5 protein-coding genes, 2 tRNA genes and 1 riboswitch are annotated in these 6,594 nt (G+C 43.6%); of the genes, 4 read left to right on the top strand and 3 right to left on the bottom strand.

Annotation, left to right across the window (positions count from 1 at the left end; genetic code table 11):
* Positions 1 to 2 precede the first annotated feature (2 nt).
* Positions 3 to 79: transfer RNA gene (locus AC1DSE_RS27630), tRNA-Pro, on the bottom strand.
* Positions 80 to 87: 8 nt separating this feature from the next.
* Positions 88 to 163 (bottom strand) — tRNA-Thr (locus AC1DSE_RS27625).
* An 85-nt stretch (positions 164 to 248) separates the two neighbouring features.
* Here AC1DSE_RS27625 and AC1DSE_RS27620 point away from each other — a divergent pair.
* A complete protein-coding gene (locus tag AC1DSE_RS27620; RefSeq protein WP_477512145.1) occupies positions 249 to 1,379 on the top strand; it encodes a glycerate kinase in 1,131 nt (376 codons plus the stop codon).
* Positions 1,380 to 1,445: 66 nt separating this feature from the next.
* Here AC1DSE_RS27620 and AC1DSE_RS27615 read toward each other — a convergent pair whose 3' ends face one another.
* Positions 1,446 to 2,765, bottom strand: coding sequence for a hemolysin family protein (locus AC1DSE_RS27615; protein WP_076268110.1), 1,320 nt, complete (start codon positions 2,763 to 2,765; stop codon positions 1,446 to 1,448).
* 256 nt (positions 2,766 to 3,021) lie between these two features.
* On the opposite strand from AC1DSE_RS27615, the gene AC1DSE_RS27610 reads away from it, so the two are divergent.
* From AC1DSE_RS27610 to AC1DSE_RS27600, 3 genes are all read left to right on the top strand, one after another.
* Positions 3,022 to 3,792, top strand: coding sequence for a DUF1836 domain-containing protein (locus tag AC1DSE_RS27610; protein ID WP_339208676.1), 771 nt, complete (start codon positions 3,022 to 3,024; stop codon positions 3,790 to 3,792).
* Between the two features lie 72 nt (positions 3,793 to 3,864).
* A riboswitch (cyclic di-GMP riboswitch) is annotated at positions 3,865 to 3,949 on the top strand.
* Between the two features lie 85 nt (positions 3,950 to 4,034).
* The gene (locus AC1DSE_RS27605) at positions 4,035 to 5,792 is read left to right on the top strand and encodes a methyl-accepting chemotaxis protein (RefSeq protein ID WP_477512144.1); all 1,758 of its coding nucleotides are present in this window, start codon (positions 4,035 to 4,037) and stop codon (positions 5,790 to 5,792) included.
* A gap of 163 nt (positions 5,793 to 5,955) precedes the next feature.
* The coding region (locus AC1DSE_RS27600; protein WP_477528521.1) for an ATP-binding protein at positions 5,956 to 6,594 on the top strand (639 nt) is incomplete at its 3' end.

Here is a 6,594-nt window from a genome sequence, read left to right as displayed (position 1 = left end):
GATGGTCGGGACGACACGATTTGAACATGCGACCCCCTGGTCCCAAACCAGGTGCTCTACCAAGCTGAGCTACGTCCCGGGAAAAGATGGTGCCGTCGAGAGGACTTGAACCCCCAACCTACTGATTACAAGTCAGTTGCTCTACCAGTTGAGCTACAACGGCAAGATGTATTCGCTAAACACAAGATGTATTATCGCATATAAACTGAAATAATTGCAAGTGTTTTTTTAATTTTTTTTCTGAAAGGATGATTAGGGTGAAAATCGTTATTGCACCGGATGCGTTTAAGGGGTCAAGCAGCGCATTTCAAATTGCTAGCACAATGGAAGCAGGCATTCGCACAGTACATCCACATGCTGAAATCGTACAGCTCCCAATGGCTGATGGCGGTGAAGGTACGATGGAGATTTTGGTACAAGCTACAGGCGGGAGTTTTATCGAGGTTCCTGTTCACGATCCGCTCAGCCGAAGCATTCATGCAAGATATGGCGTACTGGGAGATGGCCAAACCGCGGTTATTGAGCTTGCTGAAGCATCTGGTCTTGCTTTGCTCAAGAGTGAAGAGAAAAATCCGCTTATCGCTTCAACATTTGGCACCGGTGAATTGATTCGGCATGCACTCGGTTCTGGTTATCGTCAATTTATTATTTGCTTAGGAGGCAGCGCGACCAATGATGCCGGATCGGGCATGCTGCAGGCGCTCGGAATGAAGCTGTTAGATGAAAGTGGAGCAGAGCTGCCGCTTGGAGGCGTTCATTTGTCGAAGCTTGCATCGATTGATGATGCTGGTTTCCATTCGAGCATTCGCGAAAGCAGCTTCATTATTGCTGGCGATGTAAGTAATCCATTGTGCGGGGAGCGTGGAGCTTCTTTGGTTTACGGTCCTCAGAAGGGAGCATCGTCAGAAGCAGTCAAGCAGCTTGACCTTGCATTAGCTCATTTTGCTGAATGTATATCCAAGCATACTGGGATTGATGTGGCGAATTTGCCAGGCAGCGGAGCGGCAGGAGGAACAGGTGCAGCACTTTTAGCTTTTTTTGACGCCGCTATGCACGCTGGAGCAAAACTTGTAATGGATAGAATTGGATTTGAGGAGCATATTGTTGGCGCTGATTGGATTTTGACAGGCGAAGGGAGATTAGACAGCCAAACGGGATCAGGCAAGGTGATCAAGGCGATATGTGATGCCGCTCGGGGGCAGCGCATCCCTGTAATCGCCGTTTGCGGGTCAATTGATGCGAGTTCAGCATACACGTCGGAGCTTGGTCTTCGTGCAGGCTTCTCGCTCGTGCCGGGTCCATGTTCTGTAGAAGAGGCGATAGACCACACGGATGAGTGGCTGCTTGATCGTATCGTTCATATTTTCAGCTTGTTATAAAGACATAACAAAAAAGAAGCAGCCTATGCAGTGAGCAAAGGCTGCTTCTTTCTTGTTAACCTATCGTTATGCGGTTTCGCCTTCAACGGCTTCTTGATTTTGCTCAATTAGCATTTCGACCTTGCGAATCCGGTTTTTGCTCGTCTCACGAATGATAAATTTATAATTTTCGTAAAAGTGCTCTTTGCCTGGTTTTGGATCGGTCACTTGACTGTACAACCAGCCGCCGACTGTATCCACATCCTCTTCCTCGAAGTTCATGCCGGTTAGATCGCTCAACTCGCTAAGTGATACTTTACCATCGAGAAGATAGCAGTTATCGGCCAACTGTTCGATTTCCTTGCGTTCGTCAGCATCAAATTCATCACGAATTTCACCAACGATTTCTTCCAAAATATCTTCAATTGTAATTAGTCCGGAAGTACCGCCGTATTCATCGACGAGAATAGCGATGTGAACACGTTCTAATTGCATTCGCTTTAGAAGCATTTTGACTGGCGTAACCTCGGAAACGCTCAGTACAGGATGAACAAGCTTTTTGAAATCCAAATCACGATCAGATTCATATTCTAGGAAAAGCTGCTTCGTGTTAATCATGCCGACGATGTTATCCTTGCTCTCAAGTGCAACCGGGAAACGCGTATATTGTTCCTTGCGAATAATTTCCATGTTCTCAGCTAATGATTTGTTTGTATACAAACAAATCATATCGGTGCGGGGCACCATAATTTCTTTGGCCAGCAATTCGTCAAAAGCGAAAATGCGGCTTACATATCCGTATTCTGTATTGTTAATCTTTCCGCTTTGGTAGCTCTCGTTAAGAATAATTTGAATTTCTTCTTCCGAGTGTGCTTCTTCATGCTCTGTAGCTGGTTTCAATCCGAACAAGCGAACCAAAGCGTTAGCCGAGCCATTTAGCAACCAAATGAAAGGATATAAAATTTTGTGGAATAAAATAATCGGTTTTGCTGTTAAGAAGCTAATAAATTCAGCTTTCTGGATCGCCCACGTTTTTGGTGCAAGCTCCCCGACAACAACATGCAGGAATGTGACTGAAATAAATGCGATTAAAAAGGATAGAATATGACTGATGTCATCGTTAATAGCAAAACGTTCAAACAAGGGTAAAAGCATTTTTTCAACTGTCGGTTCTCCCAGCCAGCCCAGCCCGAGCGCTGTAATAGTAATACCTAATTGACAGGCTGACAAGTAGGCATCCAGATTACTCGTAACCCGTTGAACGGCAAGTGCGTTCTTCCGGCCCTCAAGCACTAACTGATCGATCCGACTGGAGCGAAGTCTGATGATGGCGAACTCCGTTGCGACGAAAAAAGCAGTTAATAAAATAAGAAGAGCAATCATGAATAAATTGAATCCTATACCCATTTTCGTTTTTCACTACCCTTTTATGTTTATATTTTTTTTATTCTTATGATCTACTATAACGAATGATTACATGATATGACAAATGCCATATCCAACGGTAACAGCCTTATACGCGCTTTAAAAGCGATTTAACGAGAATGAAAGGCTTATTCTCATTGATTTTCGAGCCTTTACAAGCGTCATTCTCCGGCATATGATGAGTTCATATGAACTTGTAATATAGGAATGCAAGACGAATGCGCGAGGAGGAAGCGATATGGAGTCCTTTACGCTTACTCGAAAAGAGATGGCTTGCTTGCTGCTGGCTCTGGACGGAAAGTATAATTTGAAGCCACTGCAAGTGCTGCAAGCCGCATGGACCAAAACGCATCAATGTGACTTGGAGAAAGGCACGGGACTGCCTGCATTTATGTCTACGCTGCTGCCTCCAATTATTGAAAAGCTCATTAAAGGAAATGAGATTAAAGGCTTTTCACTACATGAAATTGCTGCGTTGGGCCAACTAATCGAATATTCGAATCTGTCGATTACCTCCATGCAAAACTGGGTAAAGCGAGATTTCAAACCTTATTTCGATTGTCCGAAAGCTGGGAAAAAATATTCTCTGAACCAAGCTGCGTTATTATTCATTATTGATGATTTAAAGTCAAATCTTGATTTTGAATCAATACGCAAGCTTTTTGAGATCGTATTCAAGAAACCAGAGGATGAAGCAGACGATTTAGTTGGGCCTATTGAATTATATGCATCTTATACCAGTATGTTTGAGGAGCTAGATGCGAATAACGATCAACTGCTCGACATTTCCGGTCATTTGAAGGAAAATCCGCATCAAGATTTATTGACAGAGCATGTCATTCGCTCTTCAGCGAATCAATTTGCAAGCAGATTGCCGAATTTAACGGAAAAACAATGGGAAGCGGTGCGAAATATTTTGCTCGTTGCGGTTATTTCCATCCAAACCTCCTATTTTCATTCGTTAGCAAGGCGTTATTGCAATGCAACCTTATTTTTAGCCACAGAATAAATATGGTTCAAGGGATGACAAATTCACTAAATAGTCCTATACTGGTTTAAGTTGTAAACTACAAAATAGACAAACTGAAAAAGGCAAACTTGTTGAAAGACAAGGACGCAAAGTTATGGGCCTAAGGTGTACGCACTATGGCTGCCAGACCGCCGGAAGGATAATAAGCTAACTGAGCTGTCCGCCTCCTGTGGCTGGATAGCTTTTTTTGTTTTCAGGAGACAGAGGAGAGAGCAAGCAGGATGGTTTTTAAGGATAGGATAGAGAGAGCAAAAATACTGTTTAAGAAATTGAGTTTGAAGAAAATAACGAGCAAATTATTGCTTGTTACCGCAATCATCACACTTTTTAATGTAGGCTCGGGCGTTTTGATTTATTTTCAAAATCATTCAGTAGCAACCTCAGTCGAAGGCTCAGAGGAATTGCAGCGTGCTGAACGCAATTATCAAGGTATATCGAATAGGCTGCTGAAAGTGATGCTTCTAATGGTAGATGCCATTGAAAATGGCAAAAGCGATGCAACGCTGATCATGAAGGATTTGGAAACGATGCCTGCCAACATCGATGAATTAGAGAAACAGCTTATCGATATGGATAAGAAATATCCGCCTGCAACGGAAGATGGTCCTTATTATGCGAATCAGGTTAATGTTCTTAAGCTTGCATTAGATAACTTGAAAGTGACGAATACAGATGTGAGTGGATTATCATCAGATGAGAAATCGCTCCGCATAAGCAATCTAATAAGCGTATATACCGTCATTCTAAGTTATTCCAACGATACAATGCACGAGCGTTTGACCGCAGACGCTAACGCGACGCAGAAGCTTCTCGATAAAGACATATCCAGTGCGAACCTTATTGTGCTTATAAATGTCATTTTGCTAGCTATTCTTCCTGCTATTATGATTTTTGTCATCTCACAATCGATTAGAACAGGACTTGTAGGCATTACAAAAAGAATTAAGCAGTATGGCAATAATGATTTTACAAGTCAAGAAAAACTCGTTCGCTCTGACGAATTTGGCGATCTTGACCACGCTTTGGCTAATATGGGCGATCAGCTGCGAGAAACGATTAAAGCTACGCTTGAAGTGAGCGAATCTGTGCTCCACATTTCGAATAATATGGATAATATGATTGGTATTAATCGAAAAGCATCAGAGGATGTAAATGGCCAAGTGGAGCTGGGCAGAAAAGTGTTGCTGTCGCAGTATGACGATGCTTCATCCATTTCGGCAGTTACGGAAGAAATCTCAGCAAGCTCTCAGCAAATTGCTGCGTCGAGTGAATACATAAACAATGATATGCAAAATATGAAGCAATCATCTCATAACGGCACGCAGCAGATGGCTGGCGTGGTCTCGATGGTAAATGAAACAGTAGACCAGTTCTCAAAGCTAACTGAAGCTTTCGAAACGATGAATGAACGATATAACAATGTAGCTAAGTTTTTGAACGGCATTCAGGATTTGAACACACAGACGAATTTGTTGTCACTGAACGCATCCATTGAATCGGCAAGAGCGGGTGAGCATGGCAGAGGGTTCGCAGTTGTCGCTGATGAGATCCGCAAGCTGTCCAGTCAGACCGATATGATCTCGAAGCAGATCACGAAGGAGCTGACACTCATACAAAGCGATGTGGCAGCAAGCAGCCGCACGATCGGCAGCTTCGCGAATGTTATTAACACGACTCGTCAAGCATCCGAAACCGCAAGCAGCACATTCCAAGCATTGGAATCACAAAGCAGCATGCTGTCAGATCAAGTGAGCGAGATTTCTACGGCAATTAGTGAAATTACAACAGGCATGTCTCATATCGTGTCTGCAGTAGACAAGCTATTGACGACGTCTTCAGAAGTGAATGGGAAAATGGAACATATGAGCGAGCTTTCAGTTAAGCAAAATGATATATCCGATGATTTGCGCACGCTTGCGGAGAAGCTTTCACTTTCCTCGCAGGATTTGAAGGAGAAAGCATCTGTTTTCAAAGTGTAAGCAACAATAAATGATAATCGAGTGAGGCAGGCAGCATCCATAGGATTTGGGTGCTGCCTGCCTCTTTGTGCAAATAAAGAAGGATAAGCGAGTATAATGCCGAATCAATGAATGGAATAGACCAATAAAAAACAGATCCACTATGGGAGACAGGATGAGCGAAATGAACTTTCAAGTTAATTTACAAGGGATGATCGAGCTTCTCTCAAAGCATTTATATTCTAGCCCAGGCGTGTTCATTAGGGAATTGCTGCAAAATGGCGTTGATGCGATTACAGCACGCAAACGGCTTGGACATCGTTTTGATGCACGCGTAACAGTTGAAATTTACGGTTCTCGAACGATTGCCGTTCACGATAATGGGATAGGCTTGTCCGAATCCGAAATCCAGCTTTTCTTGGCTCAAATCGGAAGTACCTCCAAGCGTGACGAAATGGATTCAGCAGATGACTATATTGGACAATTTGGCGTGGGTTTGCTGTCCTGCTTCGTAGTGAGCGGCGAAATCGTTGTTATTACCCGCTCCGCTCTAGAAGGCGATACTTTAGAATGGCGCGGGCGGCCAGACGGCACGTACTCGATCCGCAAGCTTGAGAAGGATGCTCCAATCGGCACCACCGTGTTTTTGACATGCAAGGAGGGTTACGAGGACTATTATGAGTGGGATCGTGTGATGGAGTTAATGAGCCATTATGGTCAGTTCCTGCCTGTTCCGATTCATTTGTCCGAAGGGAAATCAGATATTAGGATTAACGAGGAATCTCCTCCGTGGTCCATGAATAGCAGTGATGCACTCACCTAT

It is taken from the genome of Paenibacillus sp. 01L418 (assembly GCF_056400045.1).
This window is presented reverse-complemented; position numbering and strand designations above follow the sequence as displayed.

Bases quoted from the DNA above. Each gene is read 5' to 3' on its own strand.
- AC1DSE_RS27610 (WP_339208676.1), top strand. From the start codon at position 3,022: ATGGAGTCCTTTACGCTTACTCGAAAAGAGATGGCTTGCTTGCTGCTG.
- AC1DSE_RS27620 (WP_477512145.1), top strand. From the start codon at position 249: ATGATTAGGGTGAAAATCGTTATTGCACCGGATGCGTTTAAGGGGTCA.
- AC1DSE_RS27615 (WP_076268110.1), bottom strand. From the start codon at position 2,765: ATGGGTATAGGATTCAATTTATTCATGATTGCTCTTCTTATTTTATTA.
- AC1DSE_RS27605 (WP_477512144.1), top strand. From the start codon at position 4,035: ATGGTTTTTAAGGATAGGATAGAGAGAGCAAAAATACTGTTTAAGAAA.